This is a genomic window from Cobetia sp. BMC6, from assembly GCF_029991385.1.
Lineage (GTDB): Bacteria > Pseudomonadota > Gammaproteobacteria > Pseudomonadales > Halomonadaceae > Cobetia.
Window position 1 is genome coordinate 1 of record NZ_JAKUMF010000050.1, and the last position, 477, is coordinate 477.

Genomic DNA, 477 nt, shown 5'->3' on the forward strand with positions numbered 1-477 from the left:
AGTATTAATCCCGAGGCGTTCTTCCTCGCTGAAAGTGCTTTACAACCCGAAGGCCTTCTTCACACACGCGGCATGGCTGGATCAGGCTTTCGCCCATTGTCCAATATTCCCCACTGCTGCCTCCCGTAGGAGTCTGGGCCGTGTCTCAGTCCCAGTGTGGCTGATCATCCTCTCAGACCAGCTACGGATCGTCGCCTTGGTGAGCCGTTACCTCACCAACAAGCTAATCCGACATGGGCTCATCCGATAGCGCAAGGTCCGAAGATCCCCTGCTTTCTCCCGTAGGACGTATGCGGTATTAGCCTGAGTTTCCCCAGGTTGTCCCCCACTATCGGGCAGATTCCCATGCATTACTCACCCGTCCGCCGCTCGACGCCTTCTAGCAAGCTAGAATCGTTTCCGCTCGACTTGCATGTGTTAAGCCTGCCGCCAGCGTTCAATCTGAGCCATGATCAAACTCTTCAGTTGAAAGCTTGA

At 54.9% G+C, this 477-nt stretch carries 1 rRNA gene; it reads right to left on the reverse strand.

Annotated features, from left to right (window positions below):
• Positions 1-468 (reverse strand): 16S ribosomal RNA (locus MKZ40_RS16940); the annotation flags it as partial.
• Positions 469-477: the final 9 nt, after the last annotated feature.